The organism is Kitasatospora phosalacinea, from assembly GCF_030268885.1.
In the GTDB taxonomy this organism is placed as follows: domain Bacteria; phylum Actinomycetota; class Actinomycetes; order Streptomycetales; family Streptomycetaceae; genus Kitasatospora; species Kitasatospora phosalacinea_C.
Genome location: NZ_BSSA01000002.1, coordinates 286,705 through 308,079 on the forward strand (window position 1 = coordinate 286,705; position 21,375 = coordinate 308,079).

The 21,375-nt window shown below is 75.1% G+C and carries 19 protein-coding genes, 1 tRNA gene and 2 pseudogenes; 15 read left to right on the forward strand and 7 right to left on the reverse strand.

The genetic code is table 11. The features are described from left to right. Positions 1-53: 53 nt before the first annotated feature. Positions 54-374, reverse strand: coding sequence for a hypothetical protein (locus QSK52_RS04895; protein ID WP_285733934.1), 321 nt, complete (start codon positions 372-374; stop codon positions 54-56). A 237-nt stretch (positions 375-611) separates the two neighbouring features. Here QSK52_RS04895 and rpsF point away from each other — a divergent pair, with 237 nt between their 5' ends. The 4 genes from rpsF (at position 612) to rplI (ending at position 2,359) form a co-directional block, all read left to right on the forward strand. Further along, a complete protein-coding gene (gene rpsF / locus QSK52_RS04900; protein ID WP_030457607.1) occupies positions 612-902 on the forward strand; it encodes a 30S ribosomal protein S6 in 291 nt (96 codons plus the stop codon). Between the two features lie 101 nt (positions 903-1,003). Then, the gene (locus QSK52_RS04905) at positions 1,004-1,591 is read left to right on the forward strand and encodes a single-stranded DNA-binding protein (protein ID WP_285733937.1); all 588 of its coding nucleotides are present in this window, start codon (positions 1,004-1,006) and stop codon (positions 1,589-1,591) included. A 67-nt stretch (positions 1,592-1,658) separates the two neighbouring features. Further along, positions 1,659-1,895 carry a 30S ribosomal protein S18 gene (gene rpsR, locus QSK52_RS04910; RefSeq protein ID WP_030457605.1) on the forward strand — a complete coding sequence of 79 codons (237 nt, stop codon included), beginning with the start codon at positions 1,659-1,661 and terminating at the stop codon, positions 1,893-1,895. A 17-nt stretch (positions 1,896-1,912) separates the two neighbouring features. Continuing rightward, a complete protein-coding gene (gene rplI / locus QSK52_RS04915; RefSeq protein ID WP_285733940.1) occupies positions 1,913-2,359 on the forward strand; it encodes a 50S ribosomal protein L9 in 447 nt (148 codons plus the stop codon). 72 nt (positions 2,360-2,431) lie between these two features. On the opposite strand, the gene QSK52_RS04920 is transcribed toward rplI, so the two are convergent. Beyond that, positions 2,432-3,769: an MATE family efflux transporter gene (locus QSK52_RS04920; protein ID WP_285733942.1), complete on the reverse strand. Its 1,338-nt coding sequence runs from the start codon at positions 3,767-3,769 to the stop codon at positions 2,432-2,434. A 523-nt stretch (positions 3,770-4,292) separates the two neighbouring features. Between QSK52_RS04920 and dnaB the strand changes: the two genes are divergently transcribed. Continuing rightward, positions 4,293-5,837 (forward strand): replicative DNA helicase, encoded by a 1,545-nt coding sequence (dnaB, locus tag QSK52_RS04925; protein WP_435053167.1) that lies wholly within the window; start codon positions 4,293-4,295, stop codon positions 5,835-5,837. A gap of 35 nt (positions 5,838-5,872) precedes the next feature. Here the strand turns inward: dnaB and QSK52_RS04930 are convergent. After that, positions 5,873-5,950: transfer RNA gene (locus QSK52_RS04930), tRNA-Gln, on the reverse strand. Positions 5,951-6,000: 50 nt separating this feature from the next. Next, positions 6,001-7,212 carry a GNAT family N-acetyltransferase gene (locus QSK52_RS04935; protein ID WP_285734429.1) on the reverse strand — a complete coding sequence of 404 codons (1,212 nt, stop codon included), beginning with the start codon at positions 7,210-7,212 and terminating at the stop codon, positions 6,001-6,003. Positions 7,213-7,331: 119 nt separating this feature from the next. On the opposite strand from QSK52_RS04935, the gene QSK52_RS04940 reads away from it, so the two are divergent. Beyond that, positions 7,332-7,883, forward strand: coding sequence for an HD domain-containing protein (locus tag QSK52_RS04940; RefSeq protein WP_285733946.1), 552 nt, complete (start codon positions 7,332-7,334; stop codon positions 7,881-7,883). On the opposite strand, the gene manA is transcribed toward QSK52_RS04940, so the two are convergent. Beyond that, positions 7,880-9,076 carry a mannose-6-phosphate isomerase, class I gene (gene manA, locus QSK52_RS04945; RefSeq protein ID WP_285733948.1) on the reverse strand — a complete coding sequence of 399 codons (1,197 nt, stop codon included), beginning with the start codon at positions 9,074-9,076 and terminating at the stop codon, positions 7,880-7,882. The genes QSK52_RS04940 and manA overlap by 4 nt on opposite strands. A gap of 207 nt (positions 9,077-9,283) precedes the next feature. On the opposite strand from manA, the gene QSK52_RS04950 reads away from it, so the two are divergent. The 4 genes and pseudogenes from QSK52_RS04950 to QSK52_RS04965 all read left to right on the forward strand — a co-directional run bounded on the left by QSK52_RS04950 (position 9,284) and on the right by QSK52_RS04965 (position 12,453). Continuing rightward, complete coding sequence (locus tag QSK52_RS04950) at positions 9,284-10,240, forward strand: MBL fold metallo-hydrolase (RefSeq protein WP_285733950.1); 957 nt, start codon at positions 9,284-9,286, stop codon at positions 10,238-10,240. A 10-nt stretch (positions 10,241-10,250) separates the two neighbouring features. Beyond that, positions 10,251-10,819, forward strand: a pseudogene (mobA, locus tag QSK52_RS04955) (molybdenum cofactor guanylyltransferase); the annotation flags it as partial. Between the two features lie 132 nt (positions 10,820-10,951). Beyond that, entirely contained in the window at positions 10,952-11,227 is a 276-nt protein-coding gene (locus QSK52_RS04960; protein WP_435053168.1) for a DUF6457 domain-containing protein, read from the forward strand. Positions 11,228-11,262: 35 nt separating this feature from the next. Continuing rightward, complete coding sequence (locus QSK52_RS04965) at positions 11,263-12,453, forward strand: molybdopterin molybdotransferase MoeA (RefSeq protein WP_285733952.1); 1,191 nt, start codon at positions 11,263-11,265, stop codon at positions 12,451-12,453. A 132-nt stretch (positions 12,454-12,585) separates the two neighbouring features. Here QSK52_RS04965 and QSK52_RS04970 read toward each other — a convergent pair whose 3' ends face one another. Further along, positions 12,586-13,644 carry a potassium channel family protein gene (locus QSK52_RS04970; protein WP_435053169.1) on the reverse strand — a complete coding sequence of 353 codons (1,059 nt, stop codon included), beginning with the start codon at positions 13,642-13,644 and terminating at the stop codon, positions 12,586-12,588. A gap of 200 nt (positions 13,645-13,844) precedes the next feature. Between QSK52_RS04970 and QSK52_RS04975 the strand changes: the two genes are divergently transcribed. From QSK52_RS04975 to QSK52_RS04995, 5 genes and pseudogenes are all read left to right on the forward strand, one after another. Further along, positions 13,845-14,831 (forward strand): NAD(P)H-quinone oxidoreductase, encoded by a 987-nt coding sequence (locus QSK52_RS04975; RefSeq protein WP_285733954.1) that lies wholly within the window; start codon positions 13,845-13,847, stop codon positions 14,829-14,831. Positions 14,832-15,156: 325 nt separating this feature from the next. Further along, entirely contained in the window at positions 15,157-16,230 is a 1,074-nt protein-coding gene (locus tag QSK52_RS04980; RefSeq protein WP_285733956.1) for a hypothetical protein, read from the forward strand. Positions 16,231-16,312: 82 nt separating this feature from the next. Next, the gene (locus tag QSK52_RS04985) at positions 16,313-16,933 is read left to right on the forward strand and encodes a bacterial proteasome activator family protein (RefSeq protein ID WP_388027796.1); all 621 of its coding nucleotides are present in this window, start codon (positions 16,313-16,315) and stop codon (positions 16,931-16,933) included. A gap of 105 nt (positions 16,934-17,038) precedes the next feature. Then, a pseudogene (locus QSK52_RS04990) lies at positions 17,039-18,328 on the forward strand (protein kinase domain-containing protein); the annotation flags it as partial. A 194-nt stretch (positions 18,329-18,522) separates the two neighbouring features. Next, the gene (locus QSK52_RS04995; RefSeq protein WP_285733958.1) at positions 18,523-20,238 is read left to right on the forward strand and encodes a protein kinase domain-containing protein; all 1,716 of its coding nucleotides are present in this window, start codon (positions 18,523-18,525) and stop codon (positions 20,236-20,238) included. Positions 20,239-20,252: 14 nt separating this feature from the next. Here the strand turns inward: QSK52_RS04995 and QSK52_RS05000 are convergent, their stop codons facing one another. After that, positions 20,253-21,338, reverse strand: a complete 1,086-nt coding sequence (locus QSK52_RS05000; RefSeq protein ID WP_285733960.1) for a phosphotransferase enzyme family protein — start codon at positions 21,336-21,338, stop codon at positions 20,253-20,255. Between the last annotated feature and the right edge of the window lie 37 nt (positions 21,339-21,375).

A 21,375-nucleotide genomic window follows, 5' to 3' on the forward strand; every position in this document is an offset into this window, starting at 1 on the left:
GCATCGGAGGTTGCGCGGCGGGCCGCAGGTTCACCCCCCGCCGCGCCCGGGGGTCACCACACGCCCCCGAACAGGCCGCCGTGCGCGACCCCGAGGAAGAGGCCGAACGCGGCGGCGCCGGTGCCGATGACGACCGCGAAGCGCTCGGCGGTGGTCACCGAGACGAACAGTCCGGTCAGGCCGGTGATCACGCCGATCAGGCCGGTCCACGAGGTCAGGATGTGCAGGTTGTGGAAGAACGAGGTGACGAAGGCGATCGCGCCGAGCAGCACGGTCACGCCGACCAGCGCGTTCTCCCGGGGGTGCGGGTGCCCGTCGGTGTTGAGGGTGAACTGCGGCCGGTGGTGCTGCGGCCTGGGTGCGGCCTGTGCCATGGGGGCCCACCTCCTGGGGGAGGGAACGTTCGTTCTGTCCAGGTTGCGACCGATGTGACCGAGATGACAACCCGAGCGGGCAACTGTTTTGTCCGCCGGTCGGCTCACCCGGTAGGCTGGCCCCTCTGCACTGGTGTAGGGGCGTGCCCGCATGCCCGCAACCACCGGTGCCGACGCGCACAACCCTCCTGCCACGGAAACGCCGTGGCCGTTGAGTCCAAAGGAGGTGGGTTACACATGCGTCACTACGAGGTGATGGTCATCCTCGACCCCTCGGTCGAGGAGCGCGCTGTCTCCCCCCTGATCGAGAGCTTCCTCAACGTCGTCCGCACCAGCGGCGGCAAGGTTGAGAAGGTCGACACCTGGGGCCGTCGTCGCCTGGCGTACGAGATCAACAAGCAGTCCGAGGGCATCTACTCGGTCATCGACCTCAAGGCCACGCCCGAGGTCGTCAAGGAGCTCGACCGCCAGTTCAGCCTGAGCGAGTCGGTTCTGCGGACCAAGGTCCTGCGCCCGGACACCCACTGAGCCCACTCCCGGCGTCCGCGCCGGAGGGTTCACGTCCGGTGTTCCACGTGGAACACCGCTGACGAGCACCGCAGAACTTCTTTCCGAGAGGTCATCACCACATGGCAGGCGAGACCGTCATCACCCTCGTCGGCAACCTCGTCGACGACCCCGAGCTGCGCTTCACCCCGTCGGGTGCCGCGGTGGCCAAGTTCCGTATCGCGTCCACCCCGCGCACCTTCGACCGCCAGACCAACGAGTGGAAGGACGGCGAGAGCCTCTTCCTCACGTGCAACGTCTGGCGCCAGCCGGCGGAGAACGTGGCCGAGTCGCTGCAGCGCGGCATGCGCGTGATCGTGCAGGGCCGACTGCGCCAGCGGTCTTACGAGACCAAGGAGGGCGAGAAGCGGACGGTCTTCGAGGTCGAGGTCGATGAGGTCGGCCCGAGCCTGCGCTCGGCGACCGCCAAGGTCACCCGCGCCAACCGGACCGGCGGTCCGGGCGGTGGCGGCGGCTTCGGCGGCGGCCAGCAGGGTGGCGGCGGCTTCGGCGGCGGCAACCAGGGCGGCGGCGGCTGGGGTGGAAACTCCGGCGGCGGCAACCAGGGTCCGTCCGACGACCCGTGGGCGTCCAGCGCCCCCTCGTCCAACCAGGGCGGCGGCTGGGGTGGAAACTCCGGCGGCGGCTACTCGGAAGAGCCCCCGTTCTAAGCGGTGCACGGCCGGGCCCCCGCGGGCCCGCCGATGCTGACAGATCTCGTACCTAACGGAGCACACAATGGCGAAGCCGCCTGCTCGCAAGCCGAAGAAGAAGGTTTGCGTCTTCTGCAAGGACAAGGCCACGTACGTGGACTACAAGGACACGAACCTGCTGCGGAAGTTCATCTCCGACCGCGGCAAGATCCGTGCCCGCCGGGTCACCGGCAACTGCACCCAGCACCAGCGTGACGTCGCCACGGCCGTGAAGAACAGCCGTGAGATGGCGCTGCTGCCCTACACCTCCACCACGCGCTAAGAGAGGGTGACCGAAGAATGAAGATCATCCTCACTCACGAGGTTCCCGGCCTCGGCAGCGCCGGTGAGGTCGTCGAGGTCAAGGACGGCTACGCCCGCAACTTCCTGGTCCCGCGCGGCTTCGCCATCCGCTGGACCAAGGGCGGTCAGAAGGACGTCGACGCCATCCGTCGCGCCCGGAAGATCCACGCCATCCAGACCCTGGAGGCGGCCAACGAGGTCAAGGCCAAGCTGGAGGGTCTCCAGGTCAAGCTGGCCGTCCGCTCCGGCGAGGCCGGCCGCCTGTTCGGCTCGGTGACCCAGGCCGACGTCGTGGAGGCCATCAAGGCCGCCAGCGGCCCGGCCGTGGACAAGCGCGCCGTCGCGATCGCCTCGCCGATCAAGACCGTGGGCAGCCACAAGGTCTCGGTCAAGCTGCACGCCGACGTCCAGGCCAACCTCGACGTCAACGTCGTCGCCGCCTGAGCGCAGCAGTAACGCAGTCCGGAGGGCCGGACCCCGTGCGCGGGGTCCGGCCCTCCGGCCGTTCCCCGCGGTTCATGACCGGACGGCGCCGGTGACCATCCAGTGGCCGGTGCGCACCCGGCCGGCCAGGAACCCGGCCCGGGTCAGCATGAACAGGTTCATCGCCCACCACAGCCCGGCCAGCCCCAGGCCCAGCGCGGGCACCGCCAGCGCCGCCGGGACGAAGACCAGCAGGGTGGCCAGCATCGCCCAGGCCAGGTAGCGGCCGTCGCCCGCGCCCATCAGCACGCCGTCCAGCACGAACACCAGCCCGCCCACCGGCTGGGTCAGCGCGGCCAGCAGCAGCGCCGCGGACAGCTGGTGCTGCACGGCCGGGTCGGAGCTGAACAGCGGGACGTACAGCGGTCGGCCCAGCACCATCAGCAGCCCGAACAGCACGCCCGCGCCCAGGCCCCACTCGACCATCCGCCGGGTGGCCGCCCGGGTGCCCGGCAGGTCGCCCGCGCCCAGGTAGCGGCCGATGATGGCCTGCCCGGCGATCGCCACCGCGTCCAGCGCGAAGGCGACGAAGGACCAGACGGTCATGGTGATCTGGTGGGCCGCCACCTCGGCGTCGCCCAGGTGGGCGGCCACCGCGGTGGCCAGCAGCAGCACCGCGCGCAGGCTCAGGGTGCGCACCAGCAGCGGGCCGCCGGCCCGGGCCGAGGCGCGGATGCCGGGGGCGTCCGGCCGCAGGGTCGCGCCCTCCCGGCGGGCGCCGCGGACCACCACCGCGACGTACACCGCGGCCATCGCGTTCTGGGCGATCACGGTGCCCCAGGCGGAGCCCGCCACGCCCAGGCCCGCGCCGTACACCAGGCCCAGGTTGAGCAGCAGGTTGGCGGTGAAGCCGCCGACCGCCACCAGCAGCGGGGTGCGGGTGTCCTGGAAGCCGCGCAGCACGCCGGTGGCGGCCAGCACCAGCAGCATCGCGGGGACGCCGAGCGCGCTGATCCGCAGGTAGGTGACGGCGTGCGGGGCGGCGGTGGCGGAGGCACCGAGCAGCCGGGCGGCCTGCGGGGCCAGCAGCAGGGTCAGCGCCACCACGCCGACCGAGAGCAGCAGCGCCAGCCAGATCCCGTCGACGCCCTGCTGCACGGCCGCCCGCCGGTCGCCCGCCCCGATCCGGCGGGCCACCGCGGCGGTGGTGGCGTACGCGAGGAAGGCGAACACGCCGACGACGGTGGTGAGCGCGGCGGAGGCGACGCCGAGGCCGGCGAGCTGGGCGGTGCCGAGGTGCCCGACGATCGCCGAGTCGGCCATCAGGAACAGCGGCTCGGCGACCAGGGCGCCGAAGGCCGGGACGGCCAGGGCGAGGATCTCCCGGTCGTGGCGGCGGCGCTCGGCGGCGGCGGGGGATCTGGCGGGCATGGAGTCAGCCTACTCATCCACAGGTAATGGGTACAGAGGTATTTGGACTCTTACCCGGGCTGTGGACGGCGGATGTGTCGAACACCTCTTCGGCGCGGGCTCCGGCCGTGTGAAGAATTTCTCATGCACAGGCTAAGTGGGGAGTAGTCGCAGGTCAGCGGGTTGACATCGGGCCGATAGGATGGTTATCCACAGGGTTGTGCACAGCTTTGGCGGGGTTCTCCACAGTCTCGGAGCGGTTATCCACACCCCCTGTGGATAACATCACCCGGCGCGTCGGCCCCGCGTACCGTGGCGCGGGCCGGACCGGCGGCCCTTCAGGGGCGACCCGCGCGGGGCGGGTGCTGTCGGCTCGGTACCGTAAGAAGGACAGGCGCCGCAGACGGTACGTCACCGGCCCGGCCCGTACCAACTTCGCACGCTCGCTGATCGGGGAACACGCGTGACCGGCCCCCAGTACGACGACCACGACGCCCCGCCGCCGCCGGAGGACGACTGGCAGCCCTCCGACGACGCCTTCCCGCTGGACGCCTTCCCCGACGTCCCGGGCGACCGCCTGCCGGTCACCCGCCGCTCCGGCGGCCCGGCCGGGCGCGACGGCGGCTCCGGGTCCGGCGGCCCGGGCGGTTCCGGCGGCTTCCAGCGGCGCGACGGCGGCAAGGGCGGCGACCGCTTCCCCGGCAAGGGCGAGCGCCGCGACCGGGACGGCGAGCGCGACGGGGGCTTCGGCGGCGAGGGGTTCGAACGCGTCCCCCCGCAGGACCTCGCGGCCGAGCAGTCCGTGCTCGGCGGCATGCTGCTCTCCAAGGACGCCATCGCGGACGTCGTCGAGGTGCTCAAGCCCGCCGACTACTACCGCCCCGCCCACGAACTCATCCACGGCGCGATCCTCGACCTCTACGCCCGCGGCGAGCCCGCCGACCCGATCACCGTGGCCGGCGAACTCACCAAGCGCGGCGAGCTGGCCCGCGTCGGCGGCGCCTCCTACCTGCACACCCTGGTCAACTCCGTCCCCACCGCGGCCAACGCCGAGTACTACGCCGAGATCGTCCACGAGCGCGCCGTCCTGCGCCGTCTGGTCGAGGCCGGCACCCGCATCGCGGGCATGGGCTACGCCGCCGAGGGCGACGTCGACGACATCGTCAACGCCGCCCAGGCCGAGATCTACGCCGTCACCGAGCAGCGCACCAACGAGGACTACGCCCCCCTCGCCGACATCATGGAGGGCGCCCTCGACGAGATCGAGGCCATCGGCTCCCGCTCCGGCCAGATGTCCGGCGTCCCCACCGGCTTCGCCGACTTCGACCAGCTCACCAACGGCCTCCACCCCGGCCAGATGATCGTCATCGCGGCCCGCCCGGCCATGGGCAAGTCAACGCTCGCGCTGGACTTCGCGCGGGCGTGCTCGATCCACAACAACCTGCCGAGCGTGATCTTCTCGCTCGAAATGGGGCGCAACGAGATCGCCATGCGACTGCTGTCGGCGGAGGCGCGGGTGGCGCTGCACCACATGCGGTCGGGCAACATGACGGACGACGACTGGACGCGGGTGGCCCGGCGGATGCCGGAGGTCAGCGCGGCGCCGCTGTACATCGACGACTCGCCGAACCTGTCGATGATGGAGATCCGGGCCAAGTGCCGACGGCTCAAGCAGCGCAACGACCTGCGGCTGGTGGTCATCGACTACCTGCAGCTGATGCAGTCCGGCGGGTCGCGGCGGGCGGAGAGCCGGCAGCAGGAGGTCTCGGACATGTCCCGGAACCTCAAGCTGCTGGCGAAGGAGCTGGAGATCCCGGTGATCGCGCTCTCCCAGCTGAACCGCGGCCCCGAGCAGCGCACCGACAAGAAGCCGATGGTCTCCGACCTGCGCGAGTCCGGCTCGATCGAGCAGGACGCCGACATGGTCATCCTGCTGCACCGCGAGGACGCCTACGAGAAGGAGTCCCCGCGCGCGGGCGAGGCCGACCTGATCGTCGCCAAGCACCGCAACGGCCCGACCGCGACCATCACCGTGGCCTTCCAGGGCCACTACTCGCGCTTCGTCGACATGACCAGGGACGTGACCTGACGTCAGCGGGTGTGGCGTCGGACCGCTTCCACGGGGCGGGCGGAGGGAGGTGAACCCTCGGCCCGCCGCCCCGGGCCAGAGGCGGCTGCCCTGGACGGTCGAGCTACGCCCGCAGGGCCCGGTGGCGGGTCGTCGGCAGGGCGGACGCGGCCGTCGGTGCCGGTCAGAACCAGTGCAGGCAGTGCGGTTCGCGGTCGGAGCGGAACAGGGCGTCGGCGCGGGCGGGGACGTCGGCGTGGTGGGGGTGCAGGTGGCCGGCGCGGACCAGGGTGCTGGGGGTGGTGCCGCCGAGCAGGATCGAGCCGAGGTCGCTGACGTCGAGGGAGAGGTCGGGCGCGAGGTCGGTGGGGGTGCACTCGGCCCTGCCGTCGCGGACGGTCAGCAGGTGGCGGTGGTGCTCGCCGAGGAACGGGTCGTCGACGTCGAGGACGAGCGTGCCGTCGGTGCTCCAGCCGCGGGCGGTGAGCGCGCCCGGGACGTCCAGCACCCGGGCCCAGAGCCAGTCGGTGTGCTTGCCGGGCTGGGCGGCGTTGTAGTCGGCGAGCTGCCAGGGCAGCGGGCTGTCCGGCGGGACGTGCCGGAACACCACCTCCTTGACCAGGTCGTGGCCGAGCAGGTAGCGGACCAGGGCGGTGTACCCGGCGTCGGTGACGGCGACCGTCTCGTCGACGACCAGGCTGCGCTCGTCCGCGACGGAGTAGCTGGCGTACCCGTCGGGCTCGCCGTCGGCGTCCCGGTGCAGGGCGACGTAGCGGGGCTTGGGGGCGACCGGGGGCTGGCCGGCGCCGCGGGCCCACCAGCGGTGGGGGCGGGAGACCGAGCCGGGGCGGGTGCGCCGGTAGCGGTCGTAGACCTGCTCCAGCAGTTCCACCGCCTTGTCGCGGTGCAGCAGTTCGACCGTCCCGGCGGGCTCGGCCCCGGCGCGCGGCGGGGTGAGGGCGGCCTTGTGCCGGGGGACGGTCAGCGCCCGGGTGTAGGTGGCGGGGCCGTAGCCGAAGCGCCGGTAGATCACCGACTCGGAGGCGAGCAGGACGGACAGCACCTCGCCGCGGGCCCGCAGGTCGGCGAGTTGGCGGCGCATCATCGCGGTGAGCACGCCCTGCCGCCGGTGCGAGGGCAGCACGCCGACGGCCGTCACCCCGGAGACCGGGACGATCCGCCCGCCGGGGAGGGTCAGTTCGAAGGTGTACGCCCCGGCGGTGCCGATCGGCCGGCCGTCCGCGTCGCGGGCGAGCAGGCCGCGCTCCGGTTCGAAGGCCGACCACCAGACGCCGCCGCCGTCCTCGCCGGGCGGGTCGACGAACAGGCCGAACGCGGCGTGCATGGTCTCGACGAAGAGTTCGTGGTCCTGCTCGGTGGTGGGCCGGATGTCGATCAACTGCCGCTGCCTTCCCGGGGTCGCCGTCGCTGCTGCGGATCAGTGCAGCCGTCTGGAGCGTGCACGGTCAAGTGGTTAAACGGGGCCGCCCCGAGGGTGGGGTAGGGTCGCCCGCCATGGACGAGGACCTGGAGCTGTGCCCGCTGCCGGACGAAGTGCTGGTGCTGCTGGGCGAGTTGGCGGCGCCGCCGCGGCTGGTGGCGCACCTGCGGCTGGTGCACGACGTGGCCCGGCAGCTGGCCGACTGGGTCGCGGAGCGCTGCCCGGAGCTGGGCCTCGACCGGGACGCGGTGCTGTTCGGCGCAGCCACCCACGACATCGGGAAGACGGTGCACCGGGGCGAGCTGTCCGGCCCGGGCTCGGCGCACGAACCGGCCGGACGCGACCTGCTGCTCGCCGCTGGCGTGCCGCCCCGGCTGGCCCGGTTCGCGGCCGGGCACGCCGACTGGGGCCCGGCCGCCACCGCCGAGGACCTGCTGGTCAGCCTGGCCGACAAGGTGTGGAAGGACCGGCGGGTGCCGGAGCTGGAGGACCTGCTGGTCGACGCCCTGGCCCGGGCGGGCGGCGGCGAGCGCTGGTCGTGGTTCCTCGCCCTGGACGAACTGCTGTCCGCCGTCGGCGAGTCGGCGGCGGCGCGCCTGGCGTACCAGGCGCGCCACCCGCTCTAGCGGAGCGTGACGGTGCTGCGGAAGACCGTCGCCCCCGGGCCGGTCAGGACGGTCGCGGTGCCGCGGGCGGGGAGGAACGCGGACTCGCCCCGGCGGAGCGTCAAGGTCTCTCCTGCGGAGGCGAGTTCGGCCGTGCCGGCGGTGCACAGCAGGATCTGCGGGGCGTCGCCGGGCAGGGTGGCGGGGCGGTCGGCGAGGTCGTAGCGGGAGAGCCGGAACTCGTCGATCGGCACCGGGTAGAGCCGCTCGCCGTCCGCAGCGGGCTCGGGGCGCAGGACCTCCGGGAGGCCGCTGCGGAAGTCGACCACCCGGAGCAGCTCGGGAACGTCCACGTGCTTGGGGGTGAAGCCGCAGCGCAGCACGTTGTCGGAGTTGGCCATGATCTCGACGCCGGTGCCGCGCAGGTAGGCGTGCGGCAGGCCGGCTCCGAGGTAGAGCGCCTCGCCGGGCTGCAGCAGGACGTGGTTGAGCAGCAGTCCGGCGACCAGCCCGGGGTCGCCCGGCCACTTGGCGGCGGCGAACGCGTACCCGGCCAGCTCGCCGGTCGGGTCGGACGGGGCGGCGGCGGTGACGGCGCGGGCGACGGCGTCCACGGTCTCCCGGCCCGCGGCGTCGGTCAGCCCGAGCGCCCCGGCGAGCGCCCCGGCCAGGGCCTCCGCCTCCGGCTTGGTGCGCAGCAGCTCGATCAGCGGGTCCAGCCCGGGGACGCCGAGCGAGGCCATCAGCGCGGCCGCGTCGGCGGGCGGGCGGAAGCCGCACAGCCCCTCCAGCCCCTCGTCGAGCGCGCAGATCAGCTCCGGCTTGTGGTTGTCGTCCTTGTAGTTGCGGTGCGGTGCGTCGATCGGGACGCCGCGGGCCTCCTCGTCCGCGTACCCGGCCCGGGCCTGCTCGCGGGTCGGGTGGACCTGCAGGGAGAGCGGCAGGGCCGCGGAGAGCACCTTCGCCAGGAACGGCAGCGTCGTCCCGAACCGCTCCACGGACGCGGCGCCCAGCTCGCCGACCGGGTCCGCGGCGATCACCCGGTCGAGGGCGACCGGCCCGTCGCCGCGGTCGACCAGGGACGGCGCGCCGGGGTGGGCGCCCATCCACAGCTCGGCCTGGGGCGCACCGGTGACGGGGCGGCCGAGCAGCTCCGGGATCGCCGTGGACGAACCCCAGGCGTAGTCACGGACGGTGTTGTCGAGCCGGTCCATCAAGTTCTCCCGGAATGGTGGGTGCCGAACTGCCAGGTACGAGGAGAGCACCGACAATAGTCGACGCCCCCGGGCCGCCCGCCCGCTCGGTGATCACCCTCCTGGGCGTGCCCACCCGGCGGCACCCGGGTCTTCCGGCCAGGCTGTTCGGTACGGGACCGCCCTCGGGCCCGCCGCACCGACCACCGGACCGAGCAGGGAGCAGCCGTGAACGCGTCACCGCCCGACGAGAGCGCCCACGGCCGCCCGACGGGCGCCGCCCCGGCCCCCCGCCCGCTGCAGGTCGAGGTCTTCACCGGCCCGGAGAGCGCGTTCTTCGCCACCTCCAGCCTGATCATGGGCGAGCGCACGGCGATCCTGGTCGACGCCCAGCTGACCCGCAGCGCGGGCCGGGAGCTCGCCGAGTGGATCGCGGGCAAGGGCCGCGACCTGCTCGCCATCGTGGTCACCCACCAGCACCCCGACCACTACTTCGGCGCCGAGGAGGTGCTGCGGCTCTTCCCGACCGCGCACCTGCTGGCCGCGCCCTCGGTGGTCGAGGGCATCGGGCGGACCGCGGCGGCGAAGGTCGCTCAGTGGAAGCCGGTCTACGGCGACGACGTCCCGGACCAGCCGCTGCTGCCCGCGCCGCTGCTCCCGCAGCCGCTGATGATCGACGGCCAGCTGATCCGCGTCCTGCAGCTCGGCCAGGGCGACAGCGCGGGCTCCACCGTCGTCCACCTGCCGAGCATCCGCACCGTGGTCGCGGGCGACTTCGTCTACAACGGCACCCACGTCTGGACGGCCGACACCGATCCCGACGCCCGCGGCCAGTGGTCGCACAACCTCGGCCTGATCGCCGACCTCGGCGTGGACCGGGTCGTCGCCGGGCACCGCGCCCCCGGCGCGGACGACGCCGCGCACCGGGTGCTCGCCTTCACCGCGGGCTACCTGCGCGACTTCGACGAGGCGCTGCACGACCACCCGGACGACCCGGAGGCGCTCGTCGCCGCGGTGAACGCCCGCTACGGCGGTCTGACCCTGCCGGCGATCCTGGAGCACGGCGCGGCGGCGAACACCGCCCGCCGGGAGATCCCGACCGAGCCGACCGGGCCGACCGGGCCGGACGGGGAAACCGCGGAGGACGGGGCGGTCGAGGCCGAGGTCGGCGACGGCGAGCGGTGATACTGCCGGGGTGACGGAGAGCGGGTACGACGCGGTGGTGGCGGCCGGCGGTGCGGGGCGCCGGCTCGGCGGGGCGGACAAACCGGCGCTGACGGTCGGCGGCCGTCCGCTGCTGGACCGGGTGCTGGCGGCCTGCCCGGACGCCCGGGCGGTGCTGGTGGTCGGCCCCGAGCGGCCGACCGAACGGGGCGGGGTGCGCTGGCTGCGCGAGGACCCGCCGGGCGGCGGGCCGGTCGCGGCGGTGGCCGCCGCCCTGCCCGCGGTGACCGCGCCGCGGGTCCTGCTGCTCGCCGCGGACCTGCCGTTCCTGGACGCCGCGACGGTGCGGCGGCTGCTGGCCGCGCTCGACGACCCCGCCCGCGACGGCGCCCTCCTGGTCGACGCCGCGGGCCGCGACCAGCCCCTGGCCGCCGCCTACCGCACCGCCCCGCTGCGGGCCGCGCTCGCCGCGCTGGGCGACCCGGCCGGGCGGCCGCTGCGCCGCCTCCTCGACGGTCTGCGCCTGGCCCGGCTGCCCGATCCGGCGGGTGCCTCCTTCGACTGCGACACCTGGGACGAGCTGGCGGCGGCCCGCGAGCGGGCGGGCGACTGAGCGCTCGGGGCCCGCGGGCGGGCGTCTCACGGCGGGCGGGGGCGGGCGGTGAGCGAAACGAACCGCGGTGCTCACCGGGGAAGCGGCGTGCCGGGGGCCGGATCGGGCAGCATGGCGTCATGGAACGCACACTGGACGACTGGATGGCCGCGGCCGCTGCCGAACTGGGCGTGGAGCTGGACGTGGACGTCCGCGGGCTGCTGGACATGACCCGGGTGGTCGCGCACGGCGTCGAGCGCCCGGCCGCGCCGCTCACCGCGTTCCTGGTCGGCTACGCGGCGGCCGCGGGCGGCGGCGGGGCGGCGGCGGTGGCCGCGGCGAACGCCAGGGTGACGGAGCTGGCCGGGCGCTGGGCCGCGGAGACCGACCGGGCGGACGGGGCGGACGGGCGGTGAGCCGGGCGGCGGCGGAACGGGCGGAGGAGGTCAGGGTGACCTCCGGGGCGACCACGTTGCGCGGGTGCCCGTGGCCGGCGGCCCGGCAGGCGGCGCGGTCGGCGGCCCGCCCGCTGCCGGTGGAGCGGGTGGAGCTGGCGGCGGCGACCGGGCGGACGCTCGCCGAGCCGCTGGTGGCGCTCACCGACCTGCCCGCCTTCGACACCTCGGCGATGGACGGCTGGGCGGTGGCCGGGCCGGGCCCGTGGCGGCTGTCCGGCCGGGTGCTGGCGGGCCAGGACTGCGCGCCGCTGGCGGACGGTGCGGCGGTGGAGATCGCCACCGGCGCCCAACTACCGCCCGGCGCCACCGGGGTGCTCCGGCGCGAGCACGGCGTGCGCACCGAACTCCCGGACGGCACCGCCCAGCTGCGCGGCGAGGTGGTGCCCGGCCAGGACGTCCGGCCGCGCGGCCAGGAGTGCGGCCGGAGCGAGGAACTGCTGCCCGCCGGGCTGCCGGTGACCCCGGCGGTGCTCGGGCTGGCCGCCGCGGCCGGGCACGACCGGCTGGCGGTGCACCGGCGGCCGACCGTGGAGCTGCTGGTGCTGGGCGACGAGCTGCTGGTGTCCGGGCTGCCCGGGCCGGGGCGGGTGCGGGACGCGCTGGGCCCGCTGCTGCCGCCGTGGCTGGCCGGGGCGGGGGCCGAACTGCTGGGCAGCCGCCACGTCCGGGACGACTTCGGACTGCTGCGGGACGCCGTCCGGCACTCGCCCGCCGACCTGGTGCTGACCACCGGCGGGACGGCCGCCGGGCCGGTGGACTTCCTGCACGCCGCGCTGGAGGCGACCGGCGGGCACCCGCTGGTGGACGGGGTGGCGGTGCGGCCCGGGCACCCGATGCTGCTGGCGGCGCTGCCGGGCGGACGCCACCTGGTGGGCCTGCCCGGCAACCCGCTGGCCGCGGTGGCGGGCACCCTCACGCTGGCCCTGCCGCTGCTGCACGCGCTGTCCGGCCGCACCGCCCCGGCCGCCGGACCCGCCGAGCCGCTGGCCGTCGCGCTGCCCGGCCACCCGGCCGACACCCGGCTGCACCCGGTGCGCCGCACCGCCGCCGGGCTGGCCCCGCTGCCGCACGACGGCCCGGCGATGCTGCGCGGCCTGGCCCGGGCCGAGGCGCTGGCGGTCGTCCCGCCCGGCGGCCTGGCGGCGGGGGAGTGCGCCGAGGTGCTGGCGCTGCCGCTGTCCTGAGGCCCGGGCGGGATGTTCCACGTGGAACCGGACCGCTCGCGTCCGGGGAGCGCGGCGGGGGAACGCGGTGGGAGAACGCGTCCGGGAGCGCGTCGGCCTCGGTTCCACGTGGAACCGAGGCGTCGGCGGGCGTCAGTGGGCGACCGGGGTGCCCGGCTTGATGACGATCAGGCGGTCGGTGAGCTGCAGGGTGGCGGCCTCCGGCTCGGTGTAGTTGAGCACCCGGCGGCCGCGGACCACCGCCACCACCAGGTCGTCCAGCTCGCGCGGGTTGCGTCCGGCCTCGGCCTTGGTGACGGGGCGTTCGGCGACGTCCAGGCCGTTGCCGTAGGTCAGCAGGTCCTCCATCACCGACCCCGCGTTCGGGCTGAGCATCGACATGCCGAGCAGTCGGCCCGCGGAGCTGGACGAGGTGACCACCACGTCCGCGCCGCTCTGCCGCAGCAGCGGGGCGTTCTCGTCCTCGCGGACGGCGGCGACCACGGTGGCGCCCTTGTTCAGCTGGCGGGCGGTCAGCGTGATCAGGGCGGCGGTGTCGTCCCGCTCCGGGGCGACCACCACCTGCGCGGCGCGCGGCAGTTCGGCCCGGAGCAGGGTCGCGGCCCGGGTCGCGTCGCCGAGCACGCCGACCAGCCCGTCGTGGGTGGCCTGGTCGATCGCCTTGGCCTGCGGGTCGACCACCACGATGGACTCCTTCGGGACGCCCTGCCCGAGCAGGGTGTCCACGGCGCTGCGGCCCTTGGTGCCGTAGCCGATGACGACGGTGTGGTCCCGCACGGTCTGCCTCCAGCGTTCGATCCGCCACTGCAGGCGGGTGCGTTCGGTGAGCACTTCGAGAGTCGTGCCGACCAGGATGATCAGGAAGAGCACGCGCAGCGGCGTGATCACGAAGATGTTCACCAGCCGCGCGCTGTCGCTCACCGGGGTGATGTCGCCGTACCCGGTGGTGGAGAGGGTGACGGTGGCGTAGTACGCCGAGTCGAGCAGGCTGACCGAGGAGTCCGCGTTGTCGTGGTAGCCCGCGTGGTCCGCGTACACGATCAGCGTGGTGGCCACCAGCACGCCCAGGGCCAGCAGCAGGCGGCGGGCGACCTGGCGCAGCGGCGGGCGGGTCCGCCGGGCCGGCAGGGCGATCCGCCGGGTGGGGTCGATGGTGTCGGTGCCCGTGTCCCGGAAGCGGTTGAGCGTCAGGCGGGACGGCCGGGCACCCGTGTCGTGGGGCGGCGTGGAATTCGGCACAGGCACAAGGATGGGGGGTCCGAACGGCGCCGGGGGGCGGTGGGGGCGGAGTGTCGCCACCCTGTCACCGGGGCCCCGCCGACCCTGACGGACTGTCCGTTGACGGCGAGGGGGCCGGGGTGCGAAGGGGACGGGGGCGTAGCGTGGCGGCCATGCGAGCCATCACGATTCCCGAGCCCGGCGGCCCCGAGCGGCTGGTCTGGGCCGAGGTCCCCGATCCCGTCCCGGCGGCCGGCGAAGTGCTGGTCGAGGTCGCCGCCACCGCGGTCAACCGGGCCGACCTGCTGCAGCGCCAGGGCTTCTACGACCCGCCGCCCGGCAGTTCGCCGTACCCCGGCCTGGAGTGCGCGGGCCGGATCACCGCGCTCGGCCCCGGAGTGGCCGGCTGGGCGGTCGGCGACGAGGTCTGCGCGCTGCTCGCGGGCGGCGGGTACGCGCAGCAGGTCGCCGTCCCGGCCGGTCAACTGCTGCCGGTGCCGAAGGGGTTGACCGCCCAGCAGGCGGCGGCGCTGCCCGAGGTGGCCTGCACGGTGTGGTCCAACGTGTTCCAGGTCGCCCACCTGCGCCCCGGCGAGACCGTCCTGCTGCACGGCGGCGCCAGCGGCATCGGCACCATGGCGATCCAGCTCGCCAAGGCCGTCGGCGCCCGGGTCGCGGTCACCGCGGGCAGTCCCGAGAAGCTCGCCCGCTGCGCCGAGCTCGGCGCCGACCTGCTGATCGACTACCACCGGCAGGACTTCGTCGCGGAGGTCGCCGCGCTCGGCGGGGCCGACGTGATCCTCGACATCATCGGCGCCAAGTACCTGCAGCGGAACGTCGACGCACTGGCCGTCAACGGGCGCCTGGTGGTGATCGGCCTGCAGGGCGGCGTCAAGGCCGAGGTCAACCTCTCCACCCTGCTCGGCAAGCGCGCCGCGCTGGTCGCCACCAACCTGCGCGGCCGCCCGCTCGGCGAGAAGGCCGCCATCGTCGCGGCCGTCCGGGAGCACGTCTGGCCGCTGGTCGAGGCGGGCGTGGTCCGTCCGGTCGTCGACCGCGTCCTGCCGATCACCGACGCGGCCGAGGCCCACCGGGTGGTCGAGGACGGGGACCAGGTCGGCAAGGTCGTGCTGGAGGTCCCGGGCGGCCCGCAGGACTGACCGGCGGGGTGGCGGGGCGTCCGGGCCGGCGTCGCGCTCGCGGCCGTGCAGCTGCCCGGTCGGTCCTCGACCTGCTCCGCCTCGACGGCCGACGGCCGACGGCCGACGGCGTCGTCGGGGCGCGAGTGCCGGGCCGGCGGACGGCGGTCTCCGGAGGCCCCGGGGGCCCGGTCCCCGCCCCGCTCCCCGGTGGCGGTGCGGAGCGGCGGTAGCAAGGCCGGGGCGCCCGATATGCCTGGTTCGCGATGGTATGTGAGTCTGGTCACAAGCTGTTCCGCCTCCGCCCGCATCCCCCTGCGGCGGCCGTCGGGAGGACCTGCTTTCCATGCTCGCTCGCCGCCGCTCCGTGCCCGCCGCCCCGGTCCGCGCCACCGTCGCCCGTCCGCTCGCGCTGCGCCGTTGGGCGGCGCTGACCGGCGCGGCGGTGCCGCTGCTGCTGGCCGTTCCGGCCCTGGCCGCCGATCCGGCGGCCGCCGCCCGGCAGCAGGCGCAGGCGCAGCTGGACGCGGCCCGGCAGCAGGCGCGGGCCCAGCTGGACGCGGCCCGGCAGCAGGTGGCGGGGCTCGCGGCGGGGGTCACCGCGCTGCCCGGGAGCCCGCTGCCGAGCGGCGCGCTGCCCGGCAGTCCGGCGCCCGGCAGTCCGGAGCCCGCCGCGGGGCGTCCGCCGGGCGGCGCGATATCCGGGACGGCGGTGCCGTCGGCCCCGGCCACCGGGACCGCCACGGCCACCCGGGCGGCCGCCTCGCCGCTCGTCCCGCCGGTCGTCGCACCGCTCCCGTCCGCCCCGGTCGAGCCCTCGCAGCCCGCGCGGCCGTCGGAGGAGCCGCAGCCGGCGCAGTCGCCGGAACCGTCCCCGTCCCCCTCTCCTTCCCCTACGCCCGCGCCCACTCCGACGCCCCCGGCGCCCTCCGGTACGGCCGGGGAGCCGCAGCCGTCCACGGGCCCCGGGCACGGGCGGCACCAGCAGCCGGTGGTGCCGATGTTCCCCGCGGAGCCGTGGACGCCGTGGACGCCCGGAGCGGGTGGGGCGGGCGGGCCGGACGGCGGCCGGCCGGGGGTGCCGGACGCGGGGGAGGAGGGGGACGCGGCCACCGCCCCGCCGAGCACGCACACGGGCACGGGCACGGGCGAGACCCTCGGCCCGGACGCGGACACCGACCCGGGCGCGGCCCTGGGAGCGGACCCGGGCGTCGGCACCGCACCGGACGACCTGGCGGGCGCGCCCGCGGAGGAGTCGGCCGCGGCGGGCGGGGTGCTGGCCGCGGGCCCGGTGGTGCCGGTGCTCCCGTCGCTGCACCACCGGAGCGACCCGTCCGCCCGGCTGCTGCCGCTGGGCGTCGGTCTGGGGCTGATGGGCCTGGGCCTGGGCCTGGTGGGGCTGCGGCTGCGCCGCCGCTAGGCCGTGCCCGGCCGTCCGGTCCGGGACGATCGGCGGGTCAGCTTCGTTGACCATCGTGGTGGACGAAGCATATGAAGGAGCTATGACCAACCCGATGAACGAGCGGTCGCAGCAAGAGTCCTTCCCGGCGTCGCAGGCCGCGGCGGGCGGGAGGGCGGAGGACAGTCCGAAGGTGCTGATCGTCGGACCGGACGGGATGGCGGTGGGCACCGCGTCGGCCGGCGGGCTCGGGCGCGGCGGCGAGGAGGACGAGCCGCGCGAGCTGCCGGTGACCGAGATGGTCGAGCAGCCGGCGAAGGTGATGCGGATCGGCAGCATGATCAAGCAGCTGCTGGAGGAGGTGCGGGCGGCGCCCCTCGACGAGGCGAGCCGGGCGCGGTTGAAGGACATCCACGCCAGCTCGATCAAGGAGCTGGAACTGGGCCTGGCCCCGGAGCTGGTCGAGGAGCTGGAGCGGCTGTCGCTGCCGTTCGCCGACGACACCATCCCGACCGAGGCCGAACTGCGGATCGCCCAGGCGCAGTTGGTGGGCTGGCTGGAGGGCCTGTTCCACGGCATCCAGACCGCGCTGTTCGCCCAGCAGATGGCGGCGCGTGCCCAGTTGGAGCAGATGCGGCGGGCGCTGCCCCCGGGCCTGCAGGGCGCGGAGGGCGAGCACGAGGAGGGCCCGGGCCGCGGGATCCGCTCCGGTCCGTACCTGTAGCCCTACCCACGGTGGCCTCGTGGGGGCCGCGTCTCGGCGCGGCCCCGAACCGCTACCCTGACCGGTGTCCGGAGTAGTACCGCGCGCCGAGGGGGAGCTGGGACGATGACAGAGGGCACCACCGAGGGGCACTCGCTCGGGCACGGCCGGTACGTGCTGCAGCGGCTGCTCGGGCAGGGCGGCATGGCCTCCGTCCACCTCGCCTACGACACGGTGCTGGACCGTCAGGTCGCGGTGAAGACGCTGCACACCGAACTGGGCCGGGAGGCCTCGTTCAAGGAGCGGTTCCGGCGCGAGGCGCAGGCGGTGGCGCGGCTCCAGCACACCAACATCGTCTCGGTGTTCGACTCCGGCGAGGACGTCGCGCCGGACGGCTCGACCACGCCGTACATCGTGATGGAGTTCGTCGAGGGCCGTTCGCTCAAGGACGTGCTGGACGAGCAGGTCACCACGCTCGGCGCGATGCCCAACGAGCAGGCGCTGAAGATCACCGGTGCGGTGCTGGCGGCCCTGGAGGCCTCGCACGACCAGGGGTTGGTGCACCGCGACATCAAGCCGGCCAACGTGATGGTGTCCACCAAGGGCGTCGTCAAGGTGATGGACTTCGGCATCGCGCGGGCCCTGCAGTCCGGCGTCACCTCGATGACGCAGACCGGCATGGTGGTCGGCACCCCGCAGTACCTCTCGCCGGAGCAGGCGCTCGGCAAGAGCGTGGACGCCCGTTCCGACCTGTACTCGGTCGGCTGCATGCTGTTCGAACTGCTCAGCGGGCAGCTGCCGTTCGACGGCGACTCGGCGTTCTCGATCGCGTACAAGCACGTGCAGGAGACCCCGCCCGCGCCGTCCACGCTGAACCGGGCGGTCACCCCGGCGATCGACGCGCTGGTGGAGCGGGCGCTGCGGAAGGACCCGGCGCACCGGTTCCCGACCGCGGAGGCGATGCGCGAGGAGCTGGAGCGGGTCCTGGCGGGGGCGCAGGGCGGCGGCAACACGCCGCTGCAGGCGTCCACCCCGCTGGTGATCGGCGAGGGCCCGCGCTCGGTGCACGCCGCGCCGTCGCTGACCAACTTCCCGCCGGTGCCCGGTCCGCAGGGCCCGCCGTCGGTGCAGCAGCCGTACCAGCCGGTGCCCGGCCCGTCGACCCCGCCGCCGTACGCGGCGCAGACGCCGCCGCCGTTCCCGCAGGTCGCGCAGACCCCGCCGCCGTTCCCGCAGCAGGGCTTCCAGCAGCCGTTCCCGCAGGCCACCCCGGCGCCGTTCCCGGCGCAGGCGCCGATGCCGTACCCGGCCCCGGCGGCGAGCGGGCGCAACGGCTGCTCGACGGCGGCGATCGTCATCTGCGTGATCGCGGGCGTGCTGCTGCTGGGGTTCATCATCCTGGTCGTCGTGCTGGCCAGCGCGAACAGCTGACGCCCGGGCGCACCCGCCCGACACGGTACTCGAACCCGCTTCCCCCGCGGGCCCGCGGTGTCCGATCCCACCCCCGCGCGCGTGCTCCCGTTCCACGCCGGAGGGCGCGAGACGGTAGCGTGCTGGGGAAGAACCGACAGGGCGAGCGCACGCCGAGCGGGTGCCCGGGGCGAGGAGCGATGGGTCAGAGCGAACGACCGGACGACGGCGGGGAACAGCGGCGGGACGTGCCGGGCGGGGACGCCCGGGACGGGGACGCGGAGCGGCCCGAGGAGGCCACCGGACCCACCGAGGTCATCCCGGCCGGGCCCCGAACTCCCGGACGGGGCAGCTCGGTTCCGTTCCCCACGGTCGGTGACGGCCGCTACCGGCTGACCCGGCGGCTGGGCCGCGGCGGGATGGCCGAGGTGTTCGCCGCCCAGGACATCCGGCTGGGCCGCACCGTCGCCGTCAAGCTGCTGCGCTCGGAGCTCGCCGAGGACGACACCGCCCGGCTGCGCTTCACCCGCGAGGCGCACGCCGTCGCGGCGCTCAACCACCACTCGATCGTCGCGGTCTACGACACCGGCGAGGAGCAGCACGGCGGGGAGTCCACCCCGTACATCGTGATGGAGCTGGTCGAGGGCCGCACCGTGCGCGAGCTGCTGGTGGACGAGGAGGCGCCGCCGGTCGACCAGGCGCTGATCATCACCGCCGGGGTGCTGGAGGCGCTGGCCTACAGCCACCGGCACGGCATCGTGCACCGCGACATCAAGCCCGCCAACGTCATCATCACCACCACCGGCGCGGTCAAGGTGATGGACTTCGGCATCGCCCGGGCGCTGGCCGGCGGCGCCACCACCATGACGCAGACCGGCATGGTGATGGGCACCCCGCAGTACCTGTCGCCCGAGCAGGCCCTCGGCAAGGCCGTCGACCACCGCTCCGACCTGTACGCGGCCGGCTGCATGCTGTACGAACTCCTCACCCTGCGGCCGCCGTTCGTCGGCGAGACGCCGCTCTCGGTGGTCTACCAGCACGTCCAGGACGCGCCGGTGCCGCCGTCCCGGGTCAACGACCGGGTGCCGCCGCAGCTGGACGCGCTGGTGCTGCGGGCGCTGGAGAAGAACCCGGACGACCGCTTCCAGAGCGCCGACGAGTTCCGCGCCCACGTGCAGCACGCGCTGCGGCAGATGCACGGCGCGGCCGGTGCGGGCTACCCGGCGGGCGCCGCGGGCCTGGCGGCGGCCGCCGCGGCCGGGGCCTGGGAGCAGACCCCGCCGGTCGGCTCCGCCTCGCTCACCGAGCCGCTGAACCCGGTGGCGGGCGGTGCCGACGCGACCGAGGCGCTGCCGTACCAGGTCACCTCGGCGTACCGGACGCCCGGGCAGCCCTACCCGGCCGTGCCCGGGGCGGGCGGCGGCGGGGAGGACGGGAACGGGGGCGGCGAGGAGCCCGGGAAGCCGCACCGGCGCAACCCGTGGGGCTGGGTGCTGGGCGCGGTCGCGCTGGTGCTCGCCGCCACCATCGGGGTGGCGCTGGCGCTGACCGCCAACGACCGCGGGAAGGAACCGAAGGACCAGAAGCCGACGGCGCCGGTGCAGACCGCCACCGCCCCGACCACCGACGAGCCGGTCGAGCGGCCCACCACGGCGGCGCCGACCCGCGCCCCGAGCAGCAGCCACCAGCCGGAGACGCCGGGCAGCACGCCCCCGCCGACCGCCTCCCGCCCGGCCAGCCCGTCGGCCTCGGCCTCGGCCAGCGCCTCGCGCTCGTCCTCGGCCAGCAGTTCGGCGTCGGGGAGCGCGAGCCACAGCCCCAACCCGTCCGGCAACGCGAGCACGTCGAGCACCGCCAACCCGGCGCCGAGCACCACCGGGTCGGGGGGCAAGGTGAACCTGCCGATCCCCGGGTAGCCGCTGCGGGCGGGTCAGTTCGCGAAGGCGTCCATGACCTGCTCGTACTCCTGGCACCACCAGGTCAGCTGCTCGGCCGCGGCCGGGAACAGCGGGTCGGCGCGGTGGTCGCGGCGCTGGTAGCGCCACTGCAGCATCCACAGGTCGTTCAGCCGCTCCCACCAGACCCGGTGGACGGCGCGGGCGACCTGTTCGGCGTCCGCGGCGCCGGTGGCGCGGTAGGCGCGGGCCCAGTGGCGGACCCGGGGCAGGTCGAGGACGCCGGTGGTGCGGTCGTTGAACAGCAGGGTGGCGGCCCGGACGGCCTCCTCGGCGACCGGGTGCGGGGCGAGCTTGTCCCAGTCCAGGACGGCGCTGACGGCGTCGCCGCGGTGCAGCAGGTTCAGGCCGTGGAAGTCGCCGTGGGTCCAGCCGGTGGGCGGGGCGTCGGCCGGACCCGGGCGGCGGTGGCGGTGGGCGGCGAGCAGCTCCAGGCGCTGGGCGAGGTGCTGTTCGGCGAGCCGGTCGAAGGCGTCGTAGGGGCGGTGGGCCCGGGCCAGGGCGCGGAGCTCGGCGACGATCAGCGCGGTCTCCTCGACCTCGGCGCTGAGCACCCCGGCGGGTTGCCGCAGGGGGGCGCAGACCTCGGCCAGTGCGCCGTGCAGGGTGCCGAGCAGCGTGCCGAGGTCGCCGCACCGGGCGGGGTCGAGTTCGGTGCCGTGCCGGTGGTTTCCGGCCACCCAGGGGTAGAGCGCGAACAGCCGTCCGCCGTGCGCGGTGACGGTGCTGCCGTCCGCGTTGGCGAGCGGGGCGGGCACCGGCAGGCCGCGGGCGGCCAGCGCGGCGGTGGCGCGGTGCTGGGTGGTGATCGCGGACCGGTGGGCGGTGGCCGGGTCGACGTAGCACTTGAGGAAGTAGTCGCCGTCCCCGGTGGTGACCCGGTAGCCCCGGTTGAGCAGGCCCTCCGCGACCGCGGTGACCGCGGTGGGCGGCGGGGTGCGGTAGGCGCGCAGGACCCCGGCCACGGCGGCGTGCGCGACCGGGGGACTGAGGGTTCCGACGGGGGGAGCGGTGGCGTCCGGGCGGGCCGGCGCGAGGGAGAGGGTCTGTCCGTCCGTCACGCACCGAGCGTATTACTCGGCGTGATGGTGACTTGAC